Origin of the sequence: Paenibacillus hunanensis (assembly GCF_034055775.1) — a bacterium.
Classification (GTDB): Bacteria; Bacillota; Bacilli; order Paenibacillales; family Paenibacillaceae; genus Saccharibacillus; species Saccharibacillus hunanensis.
Map to the genome: position 1 here is coordinate 434,316 of NZ_CP139194.1, position 22,216 is coordinate 456,531.

General features: G+C 48.8%; 20 protein-coding genes. 10 read left to right on the forward strand and 10 right to left on the reverse strand.

Annotated elements, in window-relative coordinates; translation table 11 throughout:
• Nucleotides 1–373 precede the first annotated feature (373 nt).
• Both SK066_RS01685 and SK066_RS01690 read left to right on the forward strand, forming a co-directional pair.
• Nucleotides 374–1,645 carry an MFS transporter gene (locus SK066_RS01685; protein ID WP_320543393.1) on the forward strand — a complete coding sequence of 424 codons (1,272 nt, stop codon included), beginning with the start codon at nt 374–376 and terminating at the stop codon, nt 1,643–1,645.
• A gap of 186 nt (nt 1,646–1,831) precedes the next feature.
• A complete protein-coding gene (locus tag SK066_RS01690; protein ID WP_320543394.1) occupies nt 1,832–2,701 on the forward strand; it encodes an aldo/keto reductase in 870 nt (289 codons plus the stop codon).
• A gap of 153 nt (nt 2,702–2,854) precedes the next feature.
• Here SK066_RS01690 and SK066_RS01695 read toward each other — a convergent pair whose 3' ends face one another.
• The gene (locus tag SK066_RS01695; protein WP_320543395.1) at nt 2,855–3,250 is read right to left on the reverse strand and encodes a rhodanese-like domain-containing protein; all 396 of its coding nucleotides are present in this window, start codon (nt 3,248–3,250) and stop codon (nt 2,855–2,857) included.
• A 76-nt stretch (nt 3,251–3,326) separates the two neighbouring features.
• Nucleotides 3,327–3,821, reverse strand: a complete 495-nt coding sequence (locus SK066_RS01700; protein ID WP_320543396.1) for a glutathione peroxidase — start codon at nt 3,819–3,821, stop codon at nt 3,327–3,329.
• 424 nt (nt 3,822–4,245) lie between these two features.
• On the opposite strand from SK066_RS01700, the gene SK066_RS01705 reads away from it, so the two are divergent.
• The 3 genes from SK066_RS01705 to SK066_RS01715 all read left to right on the forward strand — a co-directional run bounded on the left by SK066_RS01705 (nt 4,246) and on the right by SK066_RS01715 (nt 6,846).
• Nucleotides 4,246–4,911 carry a pyroglutamyl-peptidase I gene (locus SK066_RS01705; protein ID WP_320543397.1) on the forward strand — a complete coding sequence of 222 codons (666 nt, stop codon included), beginning with the start codon at nt 4,246–4,248 and terminating at the stop codon, nt 4,909–4,911.
• A 480-nt stretch (nt 4,912–5,391) separates the two neighbouring features.
• Nucleotides 5,392–5,811, forward strand: a complete 420-nt coding sequence (locus SK066_RS01710) for an Rrf2 family transcriptional regulator (protein ID WP_320543398.1) — start codon at nt 5,392–5,394, stop codon at nt 5,809–5,811.
• 180 nt (nt 5,812–5,991) lie between these two features.
• Nucleotides 5,992–6,846, forward strand: coding sequence for an SDR family oxidoreductase (locus SK066_RS01715; protein WP_320543399.1), 855 nt, complete (start codon nt 5,992–5,994; stop codon nt 6,844–6,846).
• 270 nt (nt 6,847–7,116) lie between these two features.
• Here the strand turns inward: SK066_RS01715 and SK066_RS01720 are convergent, their stop codons facing one another.
• A complete protein-coding gene (locus SK066_RS01720) occupies nt 7,117–7,443 on the reverse strand; it encodes a hypothetical protein (protein ID WP_320543400.1) in 327 nt (108 codons plus the stop codon).
• 44 nt (nt 7,444–7,487) lie between these two features.
• Entirely contained in the window at nt 7,488–8,429 is a 942-nt protein-coding gene (locus SK066_RS01725; protein WP_320543401.1) for an NADP-dependent oxidoreductase, read from the reverse strand.
• A gap of 525 nt (nt 8,430–8,954) precedes the next feature.
• Here SK066_RS01725 and SK066_RS01730 point away from each other — a divergent pair.
• On the forward strand, nt 8,955–10,853 hold the full coding sequence (locus SK066_RS01730; RefSeq protein WP_320543402.1) for an S-layer homology domain-containing protein: 1,899 nt from the start codon (nt 8,955–8,957) through the stop codon (nt 10,851–10,853).
• A 52-nt stretch (nt 10,854–10,905) separates the two neighbouring features.
• Here the strand turns inward: SK066_RS01730 and SK066_RS01735 are convergent, their stop codons facing one another.
• From SK066_RS01735 to SK066_RS01755, 5 genes are all read right to left on the reverse strand, one after another.
• Nucleotides 10,906–11,166 (reverse strand): hypothetical protein, encoded by a 261-nt coding sequence (locus SK066_RS01735; RefSeq protein WP_320543403.1) that lies wholly within the window; start codon nt 11,164–11,166, stop codon nt 10,906–10,908.
• The gene (locus SK066_RS01740; RefSeq protein ID WP_320543404.1) at nt 11,141–12,007 is read right to left on the reverse strand and encodes a helix-turn-helix transcriptional regulator; all 867 of its coding nucleotides are present in this window, start codon (nt 12,005–12,007) and stop codon (nt 11,141–11,143) included. The genes SK066_RS01735 and SK066_RS01740 overlap by 26 nt, the downstream gene beginning before the upstream one ends.
• A gap of 114 nt (nt 12,008–12,121) precedes the next feature.
• A complete protein-coding gene (locus tag SK066_RS01745) occupies nt 12,122–13,264 on the reverse strand; it encodes a Gfo/Idh/MocA family protein (protein ID WP_320543405.1) in 1,143 nt (380 codons plus the stop codon).
• A gap of 136 nt (nt 13,265–13,400) precedes the next feature.
• Entirely contained in the window at nt 13,401–14,621 is a 1,221-nt protein-coding gene (locus tag SK066_RS01750) for a Gfo/Idh/MocA family protein (protein ID WP_320543406.1), read from the reverse strand.
• Nucleotides 14,621–15,481, reverse strand: a complete 861-nt coding sequence (locus SK066_RS01755) for a sugar phosphate isomerase/epimerase family protein (RefSeq protein WP_320543407.1) — start codon at nt 15,479–15,481, stop codon at nt 14,621–14,623. Before SK066_RS01755 ends, SK066_RS01750 begins: the two co-directional genes overlap by 1 nt.
• Before the next feature lie 622 nt (nt 15,482–16,103).
• On the opposite strand from SK066_RS01755, the gene SK066_RS01760 reads away from it, so the two are divergent.
• From SK066_RS01760 to SK066_RS01770, 3 genes are all read left to right on the forward strand, one after another.
• The gene (locus tag SK066_RS01760) at nt 16,104–17,138 is read left to right on the forward strand and encodes a zinc-binding alcohol dehydrogenase family protein (RefSeq protein ID WP_320543408.1); all 1,035 of its coding nucleotides are present in this window, start codon (nt 16,104–16,106) and stop codon (nt 17,136–17,138) included.
• Between the two features lie 105 nt (nt 17,139–17,243).
• Complete coding sequence (locus SK066_RS01765) at nt 17,244–18,272, forward strand: GTPase (RefSeq protein ID WP_320543409.1); 1,029 nt, start codon at nt 17,244–17,246, stop codon at nt 18,270–18,272.
• Between the two features lie 74 nt (nt 18,273–18,346).
• Nucleotides 18,347–19,276, forward strand: a complete 930-nt coding sequence (locus SK066_RS01770; protein WP_320543410.1) for a serine/threonine protein kinase — start codon at nt 18,347–18,349, stop codon at nt 19,274–19,276.
• 240 nt (nt 19,277–19,516) lie between these two features.
• Here SK066_RS01770 and SK066_RS01775 read toward each other — a convergent pair whose 3' ends face one another.
• The gene (locus SK066_RS01775) at nt 19,517–19,696 is read right to left on the reverse strand and encodes a hypothetical protein (protein WP_188774621.1); all 180 of its coding nucleotides are present in this window, start codon (nt 19,694–19,696) and stop codon (nt 19,517–19,519) included.
• Between the two features lie 370 nt (nt 19,697–20,066).
• Here SK066_RS01775 and SK066_RS01780 point away from each other — a divergent pair, with 370 nt between their 5' ends.
• Nucleotides 20,067–22,139 carry a methyl-accepting chemotaxis protein gene (locus SK066_RS01780; RefSeq protein WP_320543411.1) on the forward strand — a complete coding sequence of 691 codons (2,073 nt, stop codon included), beginning with the start codon at nt 20,067–20,069 and terminating at the stop codon, nt 22,137–22,139.
• The last annotated feature ends 77 nt before the right edge of the window (nt 22,140–22,216 follow it).

A 22,216-nucleotide genomic window follows, 5' to 3' on the forward strand; every position in this document is an offset into this window, starting at 1 on the left:
CTCTGCTGGTAACATGATGATTCCTCCTGTTTGAATACATTTTTATATATCTTCATCTTGTTCATTGTGTGCATCGTGTTCATCGTGTGAGTGATAAGGCGTGAGAGTATTGAACATATACACAAGTAATCCATAAGCTGGCTGCTTTTCTCGATGGATCTAAATGTAACTTGAATGGAGTTGATGAGTAGGTTCGTTTAGAGAGTGATATAGGTTGATAGCGTGTGAGGAAAAACCAACAACCCGCATCAAACCTGCTAAGGCACTTTTTAGTACCTATGGTACTTTGAAGTACGTACTATTCATCTTGAACTCGCTGATTCATAATAACATGTGCTGGCTAGCAATTCTAGATAGATTCGGGTGATAGAGGATGACAATGAATCGAAATACACTTGCTTTGATCGCATTGGCGATCAGTGCGTTTGCTATTGGAACGACGGAGTTTATTAGTGTGGGATTATTGCCGTTAATTGCGGATGATCTGCATATCGGGCTGTCAACAGCAGGCTTGACGGTGACGCTGTATGCGCTTGGCGTAACGCTGGGAGCGCCGATTTTGACCTCAGTGACAGCAAGGATACCTCGGAAAACGGTGCTGCTTGGGATTATGATCGTGTTTATCATCGGTAATGGACTGGCAGCGACCGCGACAGGTATAGGCTTGCTGCTTACGGCGCGAATCATTTCAGCGCTGGCGCATGGCATTTTCATGTCGATCGGCTCGACGATTGCTGCCAGTCTGGTGCCTGAGGATCGGCGGGCGAGTGCGATCTCGATTATGTTTTCCGGGTTAACGATTGCGACGGTCACAGGCGTACCGATCGGTACGTTTATCGGGCAGCATCTGGGATGGCGCGTTGCCTTTATCGTCATTGTAGCGATTGGAGGCATTGCCCTGATTGCGAATGCGTTATTGATTCCAGCCAGAATGGAGCAGGGACAGCGTAGTGGTGGCTGGCGTGCCCAGACGAAGCTACTCACCACGAGTCGCATTTTGATGGCACTGGTAGTTACGGCGCTCGGCTATGGTGGAACCTTTGTCGTGTTCACGTACTTGTCGCCCTTACTACATGAGATTAGTGGATTTGCTCCTTCTATGGTGGCATTGCTGCTGCTGTTCTATGGTATTGCCATTGCGATTGGTAATGTGATTGGAGGTAGATTGGCTAACCGCAATCCAGTGGGTGTGCTGCTACGCATGTTTATCGTGCAGGCGCTGGTATTGCTGCTGTTATGGTGGACGGCTCCCTATGCAGGGATTGGACTGGCAACGGTGTTGTTGATGGGCTTGTTTGCTTTTATGAATGTGTCCGGCTTGCAGGTGTATGTGCTGATGCTGGCAGAGCGATATGTACCACAGGCAGTGGATATGGCATCTGCGCTGAATATCTCTGCTTTTAACGCAGGTATCGCGATCGGTGCGTATCTGGGTGGACTTGTGGTAGATCATCTTGGCTTGATCCATACGACATGGGTTGGCGCACTGATGGTGGCGGCAGCGGCGATCTTAACAGCAGTGCTGCGTGCAGGGGAGAAGCAGGAGCATGTAGCTGGACAAGGGAACACCGTCGAAGCAGACGCACACAACCGATCCGACACGAAGACGACAAGTGGCTCAGCCTGCTCGGCAAGCTCCACATAATTGTTTCGATAATTAGTATCATAGAAATCGGCATCACAGAAGTTTTAAAATGCAAAACGATATCACCTATGCTCGGCTCGTTGCCTTGTTATGTAGTACGCAAGCGAATTCCAATGCACTCTGTAGTGTAGGCAACCAATAACAAATACAACGAAACATGAAACAACCAACACGGAGGTAGAACCAATGAACGTATACAAACCAACCGAAGCAACACCACAGCATATAGGCAGTCGTGTTACACTCCACAATGGAGTGGAGATGCCTGTACTGGGATTAGGTGTATTTAAAGTAGAAGAAGGACAGGAAATGATTGCTGCGATCAAGGCAGCCGTGAAGCTGGGCTATCGCAGTATCGATACCGCGTCGATCTATGGCAATGAAGCAGGTGTAGGTCAAGCGGTACAGGAGCTGATCGAGGAGGGTGTCGTGACACGAGAGGAGCTATTTATTACGTCCAAGGTATGGAATGCCGATCTCGGCTATGAAGAAACGCTGGACGCGTACGAGCAGTCCTTACAGCGTCTTGGACTAGAGCAGCTGGATCTGTATCTGATCCACTGGCCTGTACCAGGCAAGTACCGGGACGCATGGCGTGCACTGGAGAAGCTATACCGTGATGGTCGTGTCCGTGCGATCGGAGTAAGCAATTTCCAGATTCATCATCTGGAGGATCTGCTCGCCACAGCGGAGATTGTTCCTGTCATAAACCAGGTCGAGCTCCATCCGAAGCTGACACAGTATGAATTACAACAATATTGCGCGGATCATGGTATCCGTCTGGAGGCATGGTCACCACTGATGCAGGGACAGCTGCTGGAGCATCCGGTGCTGGCAACCATTGCGGAGCAGCATGGCAAGCAGGTCGCGCAGGTTATTTTACGCTGGAATCTACAACGCGGCGTGATCACGATTCCGAAGTCCATTTCTGCGAAGCGGATTGCAGATAATGCACAGCTATTTGACTTTGTATTAACAGACGAGCAGATGCAACAGATTGATGCATTAAATGAACATGTACGCGTTGGTCCAGACCCGGATCATATTGACTTTTAACACACGAATAACCCCCGTAGCGCTAAGGCTCGGGGGTTATTTTACGTATACATGATAAGGGGTATTTATACTGTAAAGGTTAAAGGTCAATCTGGAATACAGCTACACAAGCCAGATAGGGTTGTCAGGCTTGTAGGGCTACGTGAAGCTCGCTTACGCTTCCTCTACATCAAAGCCAGCTTGCTTCCATGCTGCTGTACCACCATCGATATACGCTACATCTGTGAAGCCCATCAGCTTCAGCGCATAGGCGCCCAGTGCAGCTTGACCGCCAGCGCCGCACGTTACGAGAATCGGACGATTGCGATCGCTCAGACGCTCATCGCGCAGCTCAGCAGGTACGCCCAGATCGGCGCGGATTGGCAGCATGCCGAGGGAGATGTTAACACTGCTTGGGATCAGACCACAAGCGCCAGCGTCTTTCGCATCCTGTACATCGATAACGAATGTGTCCGAGTTGTTGTTGATTTTCTCGCGCGCTTCCTGGGAAGTTACGCCCGGTACGTTATTTCTTGCCTGCGTGACCATGTCTGTGAATGTCAATGCCATTGTTCATCATCCTCCTGAATTTGGGGTTTAGTAAGTATGCAATCATCATTATTTACCCTGAAAATGGTAATCCTCTTCAGGAAACGGCTTCACCAGCAAGTAATTTCTGAATATCCTGTTCGATCTCAGCCGGATCCAGGCGAGAAGGATACTGCTTCACCACATGACCATCACGGTCAACGAGGAACTTGGCAAAGTTCCACTCGATATCTCCAGTGCGGGAAGGCTCTGGTGCTTCATCGACCAGATAACGGTACAGAGGATGCGCACCTTCACCTTTCACATCCACCTTCGCAAATAGCGGGAAGCTCACGCTGTAGTTTACCTGACAGAAATCCTTAATCTCTTCCTCACTACCTGGCTCCTGGCCCATAAACTGGTTGCACGGGAAGCCGAGCACTTCCAAACCTTGCTCTTTATACGTATCATAAAGCTTTTGCAATCCTTCATATTGAGGAGTCAGGCCGCAGCCGCTCGCGGTATTCACAATCAACAATGCTTTTCCTTTGTAATCGGATAATGATTGTTCCTGTTTATCAATCGTCAGAGCTGAGAAATCATGTACTGACATTTTTTAATCCCCTCACTTTCATTTTGCAAAATTATATTTTATCAAACATATTTTAATTATAACCAACCTATTTTAAAAGTCAAACGAAACCTGTGAGTAGATCATACTCTTTCTTAAAGTGGATCGTACTCCTTCTATTGTACTGCGAGACTGGTAGTAAAATCCATTTTACATTTTATTGCGTTAGAGAGAGTAGAGGGACGTGAAGACACGCTTTTTATCCTATTTTCTGGATGTTTATATGTATATAAATTCATTATTGTGCGTCTTTATTCTGAATAATGCACGAAAATCACAAAAAATGTTAATGATATACAGGAATCGGGGTGTTCCGTCTCGAATTGTTAAGGTAAGATAAAAATAGGTTTCAAAATGTGTAATACGGGTTCAAACGTTGTATTCATCTATCTGGGAGGTAGAAACAATGAGAATACTAATATCCGGATTTGAGCCATTTGGCGGACATGCGATCAACCCGACGGAGTACATGCTGGAGGCCATTCAGAATCACTCGTTTGCGGATATTGGAGTTGAACTGCGGACGGTATTATTGCCGGTTCATTATGATGAATGCGTCGATCTGCTCGTGCGCGAGGCAGAGGCTTTTCAGCCGAATGCAATTATTATGTGCGGCCTGGCAGCAGGGCGAACCGCAGTTAGTCTGGAACGTATCGCTGTGAATGTAAAAAGTGTGGAGCTGGATGCTGAATATGCGGATAACCGCAATGATCGGCCGAAGGATATGCCGATTCGCGAAGGCGGAGCAGACGGATTACTTTCCACATTGCCGATTCGTAAAATGACAGATCGTTTGCTGGATAATGGGATTCCAGCGGTTGTGTCGAATACGGCGGGCACATTTATTTGTAACAATACGATGTATGGCATGCTGGATTATTTGCAAACGAATCGTCTGAACGTGCTTGCTGGATTTGTCCATTTTCCAGCCTCCACGCAAATGGCGGTGCACAAGCCGACCTTGCCTTCATTACCGATGGATCTGATGACACGTGCATTACAGCTTATTATTCGTACCACTGCCGAGCAGCTTCATCTGGACGCTGAACGACTGGACCCGGCGTCAGCGTAGAGGTCACAGGGAAAGGACGAATAGCCATATCGACAATTGGTTACTGGTATGCTCACAGTTCATAGGAGCATACCGGTTTTTTGTGTTGTTTCATATCGTCTAGATGATTAGTAACATGAGCATAGCGTACGAATATGATAGCAAAAGGAGCAAGATAACGATGGATATGCAGTCGATATTCAGCCTGTATCCTATTAACGAACAAGTCATGGCTCCATAAATGATCGAATTCGCGTTAATCTCCTTACAGCAGATTCTTCTCCTGTCTAGCTTCAAGTGCATAAAGTCGTATAAGGCATAAGAGTTGAAGACGAAGGAATAGGTCTTCTCCTGTTATTTACAGGCGAATCGGCATAACGTTCTTCAATGGGGACAAATACAGCGGCAAATAGGTATAAAGTAATTTTGGCGAAAGAAATAGAAAAGAAGTTGACTTTACTTCAAGGTGTAACTATACTGATTACAACGGTGGTGATACTTATGAAACAGCTTAGCACGCGCTTCTCTATGGCAGTGCATACGTTGTCGCTAATCGAGATGTGTCCGCTGGAATGTACCGGGGACTTTATCGCTGCTAGTGTGAATACGAATCCGGTTGTGATTCGCCGGATTATGGGCATGCTCAAAAAGGCAGGCTTGATCGAGGTGCGAGCAGGCATTGGTGGCGCTTATCTGCTCAAGTCCGCTGATGAGATCACATTGCTCGATATTTACCGAGCGGTGGAGGTTACCGAAGAGAATCGTCTGTTTGGCATTCACGATCATTCCAGTATTGCCTGTCCGGTTGGACGCAATATTGAGCAGGTACTACAAGAGGAACTTCAAGAAGCACAGCAGGCGATGGAACAACGTCTGGCCAGAACGACATTACAGCAGCTTGGCAAGCAATTTGTTCTGTAAGGATCATTGTTAGATCGACACACTGGCTGTACTCTTAGAGGTAAGCTAGGATTACATTTAGAAGCTAAAACGATTTTAGAAATGAGAGCTCTTTAGTGGGCTTTTATTTTATACATTCGTTGTAACCATATTGGTTATTACGACAAGTACACGATATCATACTATTAGGAGGAAATGACAATGACAATTCTAGTAACAGGTGCAACAGGTCAACTCGGTTCCAAAGTGGTACAACAGCTGCTAGAGAAAGTCCCTGCAAGTGAGGTTGCGGTAAGCGTGCGTAATCCAGAGAAGGCAGCTCATCTGAAAGAGCTGGGTGTGGATGTACGTCATGGAGATTTTGATAAGCCCGAGACACTGGATTCGGCATTTGCAGGTGTAGATCGTCTGCTGCTGATCTCCACCGATGGCGATAACGAGACTCGCATTCGTCAGCATAGCGATGCGGCGAAGGCTGCTGCTCGTGCAGGCGTAGGCTTTATCGCATACACCAGTGTTGGCAATGCTCAGGAGAGTGGACTTGGACTTGCACCTGTTCATAAAGCGACGGAGAATGCGATTCTGGAAACTGGCATTCCCTATTCCTTCCTGCGTAACAACTGGTATCTGGAAAATGAGCTGTCCAGCATTGGCGCTGCGAATGCAGGCGCACCGTGGGTGACATCCGCAGGCGATGGCAAAGTAGGCTGGGCAACACGTGATGACTACGCCGCTGCTGCTGTCGCTGTACTGACAGGTGAAGGACATGAAAATACGACCTACGAGCTGTCTGGCCCATTGCTGACACAGGAAGAGCTGGCAGCTGCTGTCGGGAAAGTTCTGGGTAAAGACATCACGGTTCAACACGTAGATGATGAAACCTACGCAGAAATTATGAAGGGTGCTGGCTTGCCAGACTTTTTACTTCCTATTCTGGTCGGTATTCAGCAAGGTATTCGCGAGCATCATCTGGAAGTGGAGCACAGCGACTTCGAGAAGGTGCTGGGTCGTCCGTTGACTCCACTCGAAGAGGGAATTCGTCAGATTCTGGCGTAAGAGGAGCCTCGGAATCTACGCTCTTATAAGATAAACAAGGTAATACATTCATGAAATAAACAAGTTCCCCAGTCATATCGTTGGAAATAGTATCACTAGAGAATTCAAACGCAGAGCTCAAAAATAACAGAGTAAAGAATAACGAAATGAAAAAGCCGTAGCCTCCATCAGGATTTCCTGACAGAGACTGCGGCTTTGCTGTATTTTATAAATTGATCGCTCTTGCAGCTATCGATAGATATTCACAGATCGCTTATACTACACGAGCCGTTATACTGTGCGGCGCCGCTCACGAGACAGTCGCATGATCCAGGCGACAATCGCCCAGACGAGACTGACGCCCATGATCGGAAACATGAGCAGGAGCGGAATATCGATCATTGCACCAATCGGATCAGGCTGTGTCAGCCGGAATACCAGCCCCGGCAGAGTAGCGACTAGCGCGAGCACAAATAGCACACCCGTACTGATCCATGCACGACGCGAAAAGCGCATCGCGGATAGAATGAGCAGCAGCAGTACGGTTAGCTCCAGTAGCCAGATTAGACGAAACCACGGGTCAGGAAATGCAGTAGACGGGTTAATTAGCCACATCATGATCATTCTCCTTCCGTTGGACTATCGTTCAAGCCGGACATCCATTAATCTTCAAAAGAAATGACAATTTTGCCCTTCGCATGGTGGGTTGCACTGAGACGATGCGCTTCACGCAAGCCTTCCTCGGAGAACGGCAATGTTGTGCCTACAATCGCGTTCACCTTGCGTTTCTCCATCAGCTTCCCAAATTGCTGAAGCTGCTTGCCATCAGGTTGCAGCCAGATCGACTTGGCGACGACACGGTGCTGTTCAGCCAGCTTTTCGTCCGGCTGTTCCAAAATCGAGATCAGTCGTCCGCTGCCTTCTTTGAGCACCTTAAAGCTATCGGCTTGAATCTGTCCACCCATTGTGTCGAAGACTAGATCCACATCGGACAGCACATCGACAAATGACGTTGTTTTGTAGTCGATCACTTCATCCGCACCCAGCTCTTTCAGGAATTCGGCATTTTTGCTGCTGGCGGTTGTAATCACATGCGCACCTGCATGTTTCGCAAGCTGAATCGCCAGTGTACCGACACCACCTGCGCCTGCATGGATCAATACCTTTTCGCCTTCCTTGAGCTGTCCGTGGTCAAATAGCGCCTGCCATGCGGTCAGTCCAGCAAGTGGAACAGAGGCAGCTTCCTCAAAGCTAATACCCGGAGGCATCGGCGCAAGCAGATGATCGTCAATTGCTGTATATTCGGCATACGTACCAAAGCGAGTTGTATCCGGACGGGCAAATACCTCATCACCGATCTTCCATTCGGTCACTTCATCGCCGACCTCGGTAATGACGCCTGCCGCATCCCAGCCCAGAATGATCGGGAACTCCCAATCCATCATACCTTTTAGATGGCCTTCACGCAGCTTCCAGTCGATCGGGTTAATTGAGGTTGCCTTCAGCTTGATAACGACCTGTTTTGGACCCGGCTTCGGATCAGGAACTTCCTTCATTTGGAGTTGATTCTCATCGCCATATTGTTCGATTACGACTGCTTTCATCGATAATTCCTCCTTCGTAGCGCCAGTGGGCGTTCTCTTTATTTCATGTATGAATCGTGCGATGTTACCTATTGTTTGTGGATTCATGCTGCGGCTTGTTCCTTTTAAGTACATACCCATTCTGGTGCCGGGACACACAGCAACCTCTGATTTTGATGCTTCAGACGAGCTAATACATAGGCTGAAAAACACCAGCTTCTATAGCAGAAAATGTACATATCGTATCCTCGATTCGTAGCCGATAATATAGCATAACGTACTAGCAGGATGGCTTGCAGGTGAAGCTGACTGGAGAATACATGGCGGTGGCATGGATGGTTCCCACAGCTTCATCGCAAATGAAACATACGGTGAATACAGTGAACATAAATAGTGAATATAATTTGATCGTAAAGGAGCTATTTCATGAATCATTTAATGATAAGTGTGTTAAGACGATTACGGATGATTATACGTTTTGGGGATATACGTTCGTCCTGTAGTCATAACTGTGATCCGGTGATTCTGACTGGGGAGTCGGTGAAAGTGAAACATGAGGATGTGATGGAATCGAAGGTGGAATATGAAGGGTCTATCCAGCAGTCATACAGACAAGAGCATGAGATCACGACTGTTAATCGAGCAGTCGCTAACAGTCGAGCTACTTTCCCAGCATGGACGAAGCCGCGTATCGTAGCATATGCGCTATTAAGCAGTATACTCTTCCTTGCGGCAGTGCCAGCGGTATCTGCACAATCGTATCTGGTGCAGTACACGGTATATGAGCCATCCAATGGTACTCCGATCGAGCTAGCAGTCGTGATGCTGAATCCCTCTGTCCCAGCACTGGAGCAGACTAGCACCGATATGCAATATAGTCTAGATTCTACCGATGGGCGTAATGGAATATGGAAGGATGCTAGCGATGGCGAAACTCCATTTACACCCTCTCAGGGCTGGCTAACACTGCGATTACGGGATGATCCGTCCAGTGCGTTTCGACTTGCTTATATCGATGTGAATGCTCAGGGTAGCGGGACGGTTGTCCAGCAAGGAACGGCTGACGATTCGGGACAAGCAACGAATGGAGCGAATGCAGACAATGGGCTATATACCGCTCAATCGACCGCACCTGGACAATTGAATATCGCATTAAATAAGGATGCCGTACTACAGCAGCTTGATTCTGCGCAGGATCGAATCGTCCCGATTGTGATTCCAGATGGCTATACGACGATTCGCTGTATGATCCATGGAGATGTATTACAAGCGCTTTACGATGCGCAGGGTGGGGTTGCGATTCAGTCGGCATGGGGGGATTATGTGTTGCCGATCTACGATATCGATCCAGCAGCATGGTCGAAGCTACCGGGGAATCCAGCATCGTTACAGGCTATCAATCTACAAGTGGCAATCATGCCTGTGGCAAAGGAGGTGACCGATGCAATTCAGCAGGCAGCGGCGAAGACAGGCATTACAGTTATCGGAACGCCAGTGCAATTTGCATTAACAGGTTCAGCTGGACAACAGCCCTCTCAGGCGCTTGATTCAGCGATTCTATTTCCAGGCGGTTCGGGCGAGCAAGGAAGTGCTGGCGACAAGTCTACCCACCCGGCGAATAACACGAGTGATGCGGGAGCAGTAAGATCGACTCCGGCAGCAGGAGTACCCACCGCGGAGAGTACACGCCAGCTTATTCTACATCCATCCGCTGCTGGTAATAGAATTCCATTCACAACGGCGATCCGCTGGAATCCTGTGCTACAGCAGATCATCCCTGTACCGACGATGCAAAAGACAGCTCGTTCAGGCAACGGCACGATGGCAATCCTACACGGCACTACGCCAGATGGCATCTATGCACTCGTTCAGAATAATCAGACCTTTTCCGATACGGCGAAACATTGGAGCCGCAACGATGTGAATGATATGGCATCGCGTCTTATCGTCAATGGAGAGCAGGGGCAGTTTTTTCCAGATCGTGAAGTGACAAGAGCGGAATTTGCCGCTATGCTCGTACGTGCGCTGGGACTGGCAGATGAGCAGAGCGACCATTTACCCCGCGATGTGAAGCGTTCCGATTGGTACGCGGGTGTAGTAGGCACAGCGATGAATCATGGGCTAATCGAAGGCTATAACGATGGCAATTTCCGACCGAATCAGCCGATTACACGCGAAGAAGCAGCGATGATTATGAGTCATGCGATGAACTATACAGGACAATCGACGACATTGACGGATAATGCTGTACAGGCGCAGTTGAATCGCTTTAGCGATCGGAGTGAGGTGTCTAACTGGGCGAAAAAGGCAGTTGCAGCGACCGCTCAAAGCTCAATTGTAGGCGGCGATCACGGGCAATTCGCGCCGCAAAGTCATGTTACTCGCGCTCAGTCGGCAAGTATGATTCGTCGATTGTTGCAGAAGGCGGGCTGGATTAATGAGTAGCGGCAAGTGAGTGAAGCTTTTGAAAAAAAGCTTGCTTGTAGCGAGGTAGGGCTTAGACAATTGCACTAGAAGCAGAAGCAGAAGCAGAAGCAGAAGCAGAAGCAGAAGCAGAAGCAGAAGCAGAAGCAGAAGCAGAAGCAGAAGCAGAAGCAGAAGCAGAAGCAGAAGCAGCAAAAAGAAAGCGGCGACAGTATACACCTGTCGCCGCTTTTTCGTATTTATGATGATGAGGTTCAAGTGTGCAATCCAGCCTTATATCAAACTCAACGAGATGCATACCGACCCATTCACAATTCCCCCATACCCGAACCAACCAACCGCGCCCGATATGCCTCAGGCGTGACTCCAGTCTCTTCCTTGAACATCCGACTAAAATGAGCCGGCTGCTTGAAGCCAGAAATGCGGCTGATTTCGCTAATGGGCAATTTCTGTTGATATTGAAGCAACAGCTTCGCCTGATTAATGCGGCGATGATACAGATATTTGAAGATGGTCATGCCTGTCCATGATTTGAACAGTGAAGCCGCATACGAGCGAGATAGATGCAGATGGTCGGCAATCTGCTCCAGCGTAATATCCTCCATATAATGCTGCTCAATGTAATCGAGAATAGCATGCGCGTATTGCTCTCTTCCTTCCTGCATGAGCGGTGGATGCTCCAGCTCACAGCAGCTCGCCAGCAATGCCAGCACATCGCACAGCTTCATCATAAAGGTTAGAGGTACTTTGCCATCATCACCAATCGGCAGCCGATGAAGCTGCTCTAATAACACCTCCAGATCGCTACGCTCCTGCGCACCGAGCGCTAGTCTGCATCCACTGGACTGCTCGAATGGCTCTAGCAACGCATGCAGATGAGCAGGCTGCACATAGCGATCGACTAACGCAGGATCAAAATGCAGGGTGGAGCGAATATACGGATAGCCCGGCTGTGGATGCGGACGGTGCAGGGTACGTCCATGCATGAGCAGTACATCGCCGGGACGTAGCTGATAAATCTGCTCGCCCACAATATACGTACAGATTCCTTCATGAAAATAGTAAATCTCATAATGCAAATGTGAATGAAAGCCGTCGGCAGCAATCGACTGAAAGCTCTGATCCTGACGATACACATAGCTCACAGCATGCTCCATCCGCAGATTGTGCGGCATCGCACGGGCACCTCCTTATAATAACGTTTACAAGGTTGTGTCCATTTTAGCATGTGCGGATGAGGGATGGAGCGATTTGTAACGATTTATATTCGATTTTACATAAACTTAAAACTAGCGTAGATGAGGTGCGGCGGCTGATGAAGCTATAGCATTACCCTGCTGAAAGCCAGCCAATCCTTCCGGTCGATTCCATGCCTGCTGCTGGGCAATTAAGCATAGCTCGGCTGCCTTGAACGCATGCTCCTGTGTCATAGCGGTTTCTGTCCGATCCAGCACATCGCGGATCAATTGCCCGAAGAATGGATAGCCGATTTTACCGGATACGCCAAAGTGATACTCGCCTTCATGATTGACCAGATACACATGATCCTTCGCCGGGTCACGTGCAATATCGATATATTTGCGTAGCTCGATATAACCATCTGTGCCGAGAATGACCATCCGTCCGTCACCCCATGTTCCCAGTCCATTCGGTGTAAACCAGTCCACTCGTACATAGCCCGAGGAGCCGCTCGTGCCTGTCAGTGAAATTTCACCAAAGTCCTCCAGCTCAGGATATTGCGGTTGGTTAAAGTTCGCTACCCGACTGTAGTTGATCGTCGCATCGTACGAGCCGGTAAACGTCAGAAACTGCTCAATCTGATGACTACCGATATCGCATAAAATACCACCGTACTGCTCGCGTCGGAAAAACCAGTCTGGACGACGATGCGCTGCCAGCAAATGCGGGCCGGTTCCCATCACCTGCACAACCTTGCCAATCGCGCCCTGATCGATCAGTTGCCCGGCATAGATCGCACTCTCCACATGCAGTCGTTCGCTATAGTAGACCATGTATTTTTTACCCGTCTGCGCGGCTGTGGCACGTGCATCCTCTAGCTGCTGTAGCGTTGTAAACGGGGCTTTATCGGTAAAATAATCCTTGCCTGCCTGCATCACACGCACGCCGAGCGGGCCGCGTTCATTGGTGATAGCCGCCGCCGCAACGAGGTGTACCGCATCATCACTCAGCACCGCCTCCAGTGAAGGAGCGAGCTGTGCTTGAGGGTATTTCTGTTGTAAGGCTGTGGCGCGCTCTGGTTCTGGATCATAGATCCATTTCAACGTTCCGCCTGCTTCAACCAGCCCTGCACACATCCCGTAAATATGCCCATGATCCAGCGCCACTGCCGCAAATACAAACTCACCCGGCGCACAGACCACCTCTGCCTGATGCTGACTTTCCGGTACATAAAACATGCCATCCTTACGCATAGAGACACATCCTTTTCCAGTGTTAAAAGCTCATTTTCTCTTCATGGCATACGGTAATGTACATCCATCATCGATACAGGTAGCCGTTTCGCTACCATCCAATTCCCATATCGCGAACTCCCATATCGTCCGTCCGTTACTTAAATGTACCGCTCAGATCAGCAGGCACATCCTCCGGTTCGACCGTACTCCCCGGCTTGTACACCGAATTCTGACGACGTTGCTCCAGCTCGTCGGTAAACTGCTGCTCGTTCAGGGGTAGCTCTACCCAGCCATCCGTCCATGTTGATAGCAGCATCGCATTCGACAGAGTCAGTCCATGAATACCTTCCGCACCTGGAGATAATAATGGTGTTCCATACCGAATCGCATCAATCCAGTTGCGAATAATACCGGGATGTCCCGTTTCCTCGCCTTCGACAGGAATATCACACTGCCAGCATTCGGGACTGCCAAACTTTCCGGTATAACGGCTATTAAACTCTGGCTCGGATTCGCGCAGTCGCCAGAAGGTAAGCTGATCATTTTCGATCACGATTTTGCCGCGATCGCCTGTCATTTCCAAACGGTTTGTTCCCGGTGCCTCGCCTGTCGTCGTAATAAATACAGCACTGGCGCCATTCGCATACTCCGCATAGGCTGTCACATCATCCTCAACCTCAATATCCCGATAACGCCCGAATCGGCAAAAGGCACGGATACGCTCTGGCATCATTCCCGTTGTCCATTGCAGCAGATCGAGCTGGTGTGGGCACTGGTTGATCAGTACACCGCCACCTTCACCTGCCCATGTGGCGCGCCAGCCGCCGGAATCGTAATAGCTTTGCGGACGATACCAGGTTGTAATGATCCAGTTCATACGGCGAATCTCGCCCAGCTCACCGGATTGGATCAGCTCGCGTAGCTTGCGATATACCGGATTGGTGCGCTGATTATACATAATCGCGAATACGCTGTTCGGCGCAGCGGCAGCAGCATCATTCATTTGCCGTACTTGCGCGGTGCTTACACCTGCGGGCTTCTCCACCAGCACATGCAGACCATGCTGAAAGGCAATCATCGCTTGTCGTGCATGATCATCATGCGGCGTAGCGAGCAGCACAGCATCGATCGTACCGGACTGCATCATTTGTTCCGAATCGCTCCAGAATGCGATATTCGGTGATAATTGCTCGGCTGTCCACTGTCGCATCGATTCGCGAATATCACATACAGCGGCAAGCTCTGCACCGGGAATCGCGCCGGATAATATCGTTCTGGCATGGGTGCTGCCCATATTGCCAATACCGATCACGCCGACACGTACGATTGCAGGAGAAAAAGGAGTGGAAGAAGTAACTGCCAGATCAGGACTCATTATGAATTCGCCTCCAGTTTGGGTGACTGTATAAAGGAACGGAATGTACTGGCAAACTGCTGTAACAACTCTGCACTTGCCCATTGTCCGCTAAAATCCTCAATACCGAGATAACCGTCATAGCCATTTTCCAGTAAAATGTTAAGTATAGCTTCCCATGGCACAATGCCTTCATGTAGCGGTGCCCACTGACATTGCCATTGTCCATCCTGCTGACGCCATGCGGCATTTTTGACATGAACATGGGCTAAATAGGGACCTAGCAGCTCGATGCCCATACGATAATTCTCAAATCCTTCGTGCACCATATTGCCGGGATCGTAGAGCACGCCCACATGCTGTGGATTCAAGCCATCGATCAATCGCATAGCCCGTGAAGCGCTCGGTGCAATCGAGCCATGATGTGTTTCGATCAGTGCCTTGATACCATAGGTCATCGCCATATCCTGAATGGCGCTCAAGTAACGTACCGCTTCTTGCTGTAACTCATCGATATGGTGTGTACCATCGTACCAGGGCACACCGACACGCATCATCGAGACCCCGAGCTGCTGCCCGGTGGCAAAGGCTTGCTGTGCCGCATCCAGATCACCGCATTTTAAATACGGCACGAGAGCGATCGACTGAACCTGATGTTGCTGGGATAGTTCGCGTAGCTGGGATAGCTGCTGGGCATCTGTGCCTGGTGTAATCGAGCAACGATTATGCCGCCAGAAGGAGGGGGCTTCCTCCATAGCATCAGCTGGAATCCCTGCATAGCGCCACTCGATTCCGTCAATGCCTGCGGCATGCGCCGCATGAATGACCTGCTCTGGTGTCAGGTCGGGTGTGCAGACCGTGAATACCGATAATCGAATCATAAGGTTCATCTCCCTGAGTGAACATTTTCGTTATAAACAAGGGCATTGTAGCACGAGTAGGTTGCTTCTGTACGCGCTTACAGCACAACAGGCGAACGACAGATAAGCCGCAGTCCAAATGCCACAACCGCAGATAATTTCAAAATTCAGTACTAGTGCTAGCGATCTCCTAGCACGGGGTGAAATGAGAAGTGATTTTTGCGTAGCAAAATATCTTACTGCTTCTAGTGCTAGCGATCTCCTAGCACGGGGTGAAATGAGAAGTGATTTTTGCGTAGCAAAATATCTTACTGCTTCTAGTGCTAGCGATCTCCTAGCACGGGGTGAAATGAGAAGTGATTTTTGCGCAGCAAAATATCTTACTGCTTCTAGTGCTAGCGATCTCCTAGCACGGGGTGAAATGAGAAGTGATTTTTGCGCAGCAAAATATCTTACTTATTTGATCGAACCTGTATGAACCTATGCAGAGATAGAGATACATAGCGTAACCCTTTACAAACTAAACCTGTGTTGCGGTAACCATCCAAAACGGGTATTAATCGTGAGACACTGTGCGATGCATCCAAATGGATTCATATACGTATCATTCAAAACAAGGCTGATGCCAGAGGAGGAACTCGATATGACTCAAACCAACATGAAAGCTGTAGGATTAACGCGTTATTTACCGATTGATGATCCAGATAGCCTGCAAGATGTGACCATTTCAATGCCGACGGCAACAGGCTACGATCTGCTGGTCAAGGTTGAAGCGATCTCGGTGAATCCAGTCGATACGAAGCTGCGCGCACCGAAGGATGGGGTTGAATCCGAGCCGCGTATTCTGGGCTGGGATGTGGCAGGTGTCATTGAAGCGGTAGGGGAGCAGGTCGAAGGCTTCCAGCCGGGCGATGAGGTGTATTACGCGGGTAGTGTGACCCGTCCTGGCGGCAATAGTGAATACCATCTGGTCGATAGCCGAATTGCTGCCCTTAAGCCGTCCAGTCTGGATTTTGCTGCTGCTGCCGCATTGCCGCTCACTGCATTAACCGCATGGGAGGGGATCTATGATCGTCTTGGTGTTGCCCCTGATCGGAAAGTGAACACAGGCAAAACGATTCTGATCATCAATGCGGCAGGTGGTGTAGGCTCTATTGCGACGCAGATTGCACGTCATGCTGGACTAACCGTGATCGGCACTGCTTCTCGTTCAGAAACAGAGGAGTGGACGCTCGCGCATGGTACAGATCATGTGATTAATCACCGTGAGCCACTATTGCCACAGCTACAGGAGCTGGGGATCGGAGAGGTAGATTATATTTTCTGCCTGAATCAGACCGATGCACACTGGAAGGGGATGGCGGAGGCGATTGCACCGCAGGGGCGCATCTGCTCGATCGTAGAGACATCACAGCCTGTCGATCTTGGCTTGCTCAAGGATAAGAGCGCCTCGTTTGCGTGGGAATTTATGTTCACCCGTGCGAAGTATGAGACACCGGATATGCAGGAGCAGCAGCGTATTTTACAGCAGGTTGCGAAGCTGGTGGATGAAGGGGTGTTTCATAGCACCGAATCAGAGCGCTTATCCCCGATCAATGCGGATAATCTACGTGAAGCCCATCGTCAGCTTGAAGCCGGGAGTATGATCGGTAAGCTCGTGCTGGAGGGCTGGGAATAATCAAGGCAGGAATACACAACTTATAACTGATGATATTCAATGATCACCCCAGCAACGCTGGATACGATAAAATAGCCATCATGATGATGGATGGAGGCGCAGCAGATGAGCAAAAGTGAGCACCAGCTCAAGGCGGATATTCGGCGTCAAGCCGATCAGGCATTTGATCAGGAGATGGATGAGATTAACCGTCAGATGAAGGAGCGTGTGATGATCGCACTTGTCGGTGATGTGAATGCGGGCAAGTCATCCACGATTAACCGCATCATCGGTGATGAAGTAGCTGGAGTCGGCGCAGAGCCAGGCGAAACGACAGAGATCAAGGAATATCCGTATCGCGATAAAATTATTCTAATCGATACGCCCGGACTGAACGATGTGAATACGAGCAATTCGGCGCGTACACGAGACTACTATCGGCAGACTGATGTGGTGCTCTTTTTCCTGAATGCCGCAGGTACTGTATTTTCCGAAGCGGAGAAGCGGTCACTGGAAGCGCTGGAGAAGATCAATCAGGATATTATTATCGTGCTGAACAAGATCGATGCTGCTGACGAGATTGACCGATTGGTACATCGTGTGCGGCAGGAAACAGGCGACCGATATGAGGTCATTCCTGTATCCTCACGTACAGGTGCTAATATCGAGCAGCTCCGCTACAGCATTCTTGATTTGCTCAAAAAAAAAAGTAAGGACATCGTCTTCGCCCGCACGATCAAGGAAAAGTCCTCCATCGCCAACAAGTGGATCATCGGCGCCGCTACCTCAGCAGGAGCGATCGGGGCTGCGCCAATACCTGGCGCGGATATTATCCCGCTGACTGCGATTCAGATCGGTCTGCTGACGCGTTTGGCTACTTTATATGAGCGTCCGATCAGCCGTGAGACGGCGAAGGAGATCGTGATCGCCTCCATCGTCGGGAATCTGGGTAAAACGCTATTCGCTCAGGTGGTCAAGCTATTTCCCGGTGCTGGCTCTGTTGCGGCAGCCGGTGTAGCCGGCTCGGTCACACTGGCACTCGGCTATTCGGTCAAATATGCCTACGAACGCGGCATCGATGTGACGCCTGACAGCATCAGCCGCCTGTATCGTAAATTCCGCAGCAAAACGGACAAGGGCAAGCTGCCCGAATGATTATTGGAATAGAGAAGCAGAGCGTGTAGATTCAAGCGAAGGTTTAATCGGTTTACAGGAAGGAATGGAGTGGATTGAGAGCATTACAGCGTGCTAAAGGACATGTCACCCGCTGGTTGCAGGAGCGACATTATACAGAAGGCACCGTTATACATGAGCGCTACCGAATTAGCGGCGTACTGGGGAGTGGAAGCTATGGGGTTGCGTATGCTTGCGAGGATCGGAGCGATAACCACCGTCCGGTTGTACTGAAACGAGTGCATCCACTACGTGGTGGAGAGCAGCGTGCGCGCTTGATCTATGAGCGCGAATGCAAAACGATGCGAGAGCTGAACCATCCACAGATCCCTGCTTTGCTCGATCAGTTCCAGCATCGTGGACAGCCCTGCCTTGTGATGCAATATATGGAGGGACATAGCATCGGCGAGCTATTGTTCGAGCAGGAGGCGACCTTTACCGAGCTTCAGTCCATCCAGTTGATGCTGGGGCTACTGGAGCTTATCGAGCTCATGCATAGCAAAGGCATGGTACATCGTGATATTAGCTTATCCAATGTATTACTGCATGAAGGACAGGTGCAGCTTATCGACTTTGGGCTGACATGGCATCAAAATGAACCACGAGAAGTAGTACAGCAGTTAGATGAATTGGTGAGCGGCGACGAGCAGGAGAAGATCATTCGTCGCTCGCTCAGTGTCAGTAGTGACTTTTACGGCATGGGGCATTTGTTGCTCTATTTGTTATATAGTAGCTATGACGAATCACAAGCCAGGCTGAACCAGCCGCACGGATCAGCATTCAACAGCAAGCCACAGCCCCTCTCGATATCGGGGCATACCGACGAGCCGACTTGCGCTCCGGGCTGGGAAAGTGAGCTCAAGCTTCACCCGGCTACGCGTAGCATGCTGCGCCGAATGCTTCAGGCTGACCAGCCCTATACCGATACAGCTGAGGTCAGACAGGCATTGGAGTATATCGCTCATTCCATACCACTCACTTATTAATCCACAGCTTCAATTCAATCTCTCATTCAAGCTTCCAATCAAATTATCATTCAAGTTCCTATCCCAAGAAAAACAGCCGCTATCTCCTATGAGAAGCGGCTGTTTATTATTGCAATGATCTATAAAGTGTCATGATGATTGTAAATGAATCTCGAAAATGACTATATCTATATTTACACAGTTCGTTGTAATCCGAAGTATACTCTGCTATGGCATGCTGACCGACCGTCCGACCACCTATCAGCTACTGCTATAGGAGCTCTTTTTACGATGATGCTTATAATGCCCATGTCCATACTGGTTATGAGAATACCCTTTATGTCCACGATAACGATCACTGCTGCTATACGAACGATGACGATGCTGTCCATGCGACTTCGATTTCATAACCTGCTTAATGATACTTTTAATCAAACCCATAATAAGTAGCCTCCTTAGCTAATCTTATGTGTATATACGACGTATCCACCACATGGTTCCTTAAAATTTGAATAATCGCTAAAAAGCGAATCCTTCCTCCATTTATAAAAAATTTAACTTATTTACTAAAAATAATGATTCAATTGTCGAAATTTGTGATATATAATCACGAAGTACTATTAAATAGTGTGTAATAAGACCTATAAATAACACGAAAAGTCCTATTTGGTATCGTAGACTCATTTGTCTGTGCTACCAATCATGTGATAGAGGGTCAACTGATCACACCATGCAGACCACCTGATTGTCCAAATCAGATGAAATAGTAACGGATAACACACATTTTCAAAAATAGGGAGACAACACATTCATGAATCGACTTAAACAATGGTCCGGTAGCCTTTTTGCTCGCATCCTCGGTATCGCTGCGGTATGTATTATCGTGCCGATGCTCATTGCGATGGGAATTGTAGGCTATAATGTCAGTCAGTCATACGAGCAATCCACGATGCAATCACTTAACAGTATCGTATCGGAAAAGGTCAAAGAGCTAAGTATTATTACCGAGGGACAGCAATCGGCAGCAGACGCGATGGTAGAAGATCCATATATCATGGATTATTTTGAGAAGCTTAATGCAAGTGGAACGACAGATCAGGCGGAATACGCTCGCATTGAAGACAATATTACAGAGAAAATGAAGGAAGCCAACGGACTGTATGAGAACATTTTCTTTACACATGCCGGTAAAATCTATATGGATGCGATCGGTGGCAAATCGCTCACTCATGTATTGAAGGCAGATACCGATCCGTGGTATCCAGGTGTACAGCAGAAGCCAGGCCCATTCATTAGTGATATTATGACTTCCCCTGTAAGTGGAGAAGCCGTTATCGTCGTGGGCGATGTCATCGGAGGCGATGAGGCAGCAGCAAACGCGAAAGCTGGTGGCGATCCAGATATCTATGGCTTGCCGCTTAATGTGAATAATCTGCTTCAGGATGTTGTACAGCATAAAAGTAATGCGTTACTGAACACGGTAGTTCTGAATCGCTCGGGCGAAGTGGTCGCTTCATCCAACAAAGCACAGATTATGAAAGTGAATTTTGCCCAGCTGAATAGCGAAGGTCTGTACCAGCAAATGCAAAATGCAAATTCGGGTAACGGCTTTGTAACACTGGACGGCGTCCGGTATATGGCTTCTTTTGAAAAAGATAGCGTGCTGGGATTAAATGTCGTGACGATGCAGCCAGTTAGCGTGTATATGGATCGGGTACAGAGCATGGTAGGCTTGATGCTTCTGATTACTGTAATCAGCTTGATCGTAGCGCTGATCGTACTGTTCCTGATCGTGCGCAGTATTATTCGTCCAGTACGTCTGGCTTCTACACAGCTGGAGCAGATGTCACAGGGCGATTATTCTGGCGAATTGCCAGAGAAATATCAGCGCATGAATGGTGAGACAGGACAGCTGATCCGTACACTGGTGAAGATGCAGGGGACAACGCGTGGCATGATTCATCAAGTGGCAGAAGAAGTGAAAACCTTGCGTTCGATCAACAATCGTACGACAGAAGCTTTCCGCGAGACCGCAGGACGAATCGAAAATGTATCGGCAACAACGCAAAATATGTCCGCAGGTATGGAGCAGACAGCAGCATCCACGCAGGAGATCAGCGCATCGACTCGTGAATTCGAGACGGCGATTGATACGATTGCGAATGGTGCGCAGCAAGGTGCAGAGCATGCGGCAGCAATCAACGATCGTGCCAACAACTTGAAGCAGCGCCTAGAGGATTCAATTGCCATAACTGGTAAAGTCTATTACGAGATCAAGGGTGGTCTGGATCAAGCGCTGGAGCAATCACGCTCGGTAGAGATGATCAAGTCGCTCAGTGACTCGATTTTGCAAATTACGAAGCAGACGAATCTGCTTGCACTCAATGCTTCAATTGAGGCAGCGCGTGCAGGTGAAGCAGGTAAAGGCTTCTCTGTCGTTGCCAGCGAGATTCGTGTGCTGGCAGATGCTTCGCGCGAGACAGTGAACCAGATTCAAGGCATCACAAGCGAGGTTGTCGAATCAGTGAGCAGCTTGCAGGATTATAGCGCACGTCTGATGGGCTTGTTAACAGGCGAAGTTGCTGCTGACTATCAGATGATGAGAGAAACCAGCGAAAACTATATTAACGATGCTAGTGATATTGATAAAATGGTGAGCGAATTCAGCGCAACGAGCCAGCAGCTTAGTGCATCGGTGCAAAATCTATCGCAGGCGATTCATGAAATTGCCCTCTCCAATAACGAGTCTGCTGACAATACAGAAGAGATTGCTGAGGAAGCGCAGCGTATTATGGATCGGGCAACAGAGGTGACCGATGAAGTTCGTAAGACGAGCGATAGCGCTGAGCGTCTGAGTGCACTTGTTAGCCAATTTAAATTTTAAAACGAGCAGCATGTAGCTGCTCGTGTATCGATCGATATTCAAACGATATTCAAAAGGGACTCTGCAATCAACGTTAA

What these genes read in the sequence shown, in the direction of transcription:
- SK066_RS01685 (WP_320543393.1), top strand. Translation starts at nt 374, where the DNA reads ATGACAATGAATCGAAATACACTTGCTTTGATCGCATTGGCGATCAGT.
- SK066_RS01690 (WP_320543394.1), top strand. Translation starts at nt 1,832, where the DNA reads ATGAACGTATACAAACCAACCGAAGCAACACCACAGCATATAGGCAGT.
- SK066_RS01695 (WP_320543395.1), bottom strand. Translation starts at nt 3,250, where the DNA reads ATGGCATTGACATTCACAGACATGGTCACGCAGGCAAGAAATAACGTA.
- SK066_RS01700 (WP_320543396.1), bottom strand. Translation starts at nt 3,821, where the DNA reads ATGTCAGTACATGATTTCTCAGCTCTGACGATTGATAAACAGGAACAA.
- SK066_RS01705 (WP_320543397.1), top strand. Translation starts at nt 4,246, where the DNA reads ATGAGAATACTAATATCCGGATTTGAGCCATTTGGCGGACATGCGATC.
- SK066_RS01710 (WP_320543398.1), top strand. Translation starts at nt 5,392, where the DNA reads ATGAAACAGCTTAGCACGCGCTTCTCTATGGCAGTGCATACGTTGTCG.
- SK066_RS01715 (WP_320543399.1), top strand. Translation starts at nt 5,992, where the DNA reads ATGACAATTCTAGTAACAGGTGCAACAGGTCAACTCGGTTCCAAAGTG.
- SK066_RS01720 (WP_320543400.1), bottom strand. Translation starts at nt 7,443, where the DNA reads ATGATGTGGCTAATTAACCCGTCTACTGCATTTCCTGACCCGTGGTTT.
- SK066_RS01725 (WP_320543401.1), bottom strand. Translation starts at nt 8,429, where the DNA reads ATGAAAGCAGTCGTAATCGAACAATATGGCGATGAGAATCAACTCCAA.
- SK066_RS01740 (WP_320543404.1), bottom strand. Translation starts at nt 12,007, where the DNA reads ATGCCGCACAATCTGCGGATGGAGCATGCTGTGAGCTATGTGTATCGT.
- SK066_RS01745 (WP_320543405.1), bottom strand. Translation starts at nt 13,264, where the DNA reads ATGCGTAAGGATGGCATGTTTTATGTACCGGAAAGTCAGCATCAGGCA.
- SK066_RS01750 (WP_320543406.1), bottom strand. Translation starts at nt 14,621, where the DNA reads ATGAGTCCTGATCTGGCAGTTACTTCTTCCACTCCTTTTTCTCCTGCA.
- SK066_RS01755 (WP_320543407.1), bottom strand. Translation starts at nt 15,481, where the DNA reads ATGATTCGATTATCGGTATTCACGGTCTGCACACCCGACCTGACACCA.
- SK066_RS01760 (WP_320543408.1), top strand. Translation starts at nt 16,104, where the DNA reads ATGACTCAAACCAACATGAAAGCTGTAGGATTAACGCGTTATTTACCG.
- SK066_RS01765 (WP_320543409.1), top strand. Translation starts at nt 17,244, where the DNA reads ATGAGCAAAAGTGAGCACCAGCTCAAGGCGGATATTCGGCGTCAAGCC.
- SK066_RS01775 (WP_188774621.1), bottom strand. Translation starts at nt 19,696, where the DNA reads ATGGGTTTGATTAAAAGTATCATTAAGCAGGTTATGAAATCGAAGTCG.
- SK066_RS01780 (WP_320543411.1), top strand. Translation starts at nt 20,067, where the DNA reads ATGAATCGACTTAAACAATGGTCCGGTAGCCTTTTTGCTCGCATCCTC.